Below are 249 nucleotides of genomic sequence, written 5' to 3' on the forward strand. Positions count from 1 at the left end.
GGGTTGAGGATGCCGTTGGGGTCCAGCAGGCGCTTGAGTTGCCACATCAGTTGATAGGCATCGCTGCCCCACTCCAGCTCGACAAACGGCGCCATGTTGCGACCAGTGCCGTGTTCGGCTTTCAGCGATCCTCCGAACTCAACCGCTACCAATTGTGCAACATCGTCCATGAACGCCTGATAGCGTGCGACTTCGGCGCTGCTGTTGAAGCCTTGAGTGAACACGAAGTGCAGATTGCCTTCCAGGGCG

1 protein-coding gene is annotated in these 249 nt (G+C 58.2%); it reads right to left on the reverse strand.

What is annotated here, in order from left to right; all coding sequences use genetic code 11:
• Positions 1-249, reverse strand: a 249-nt coding sequence (locus AC0L3B_RS40000; protein WP_473383479.1) for an FAD-linked oxidase C-terminal domain-containing protein, incomplete at both ends; no start/stop codon positions are given.

This window comes from Bradyrhizobium sp. Kon56 (genome assembly GCF_055807635.1).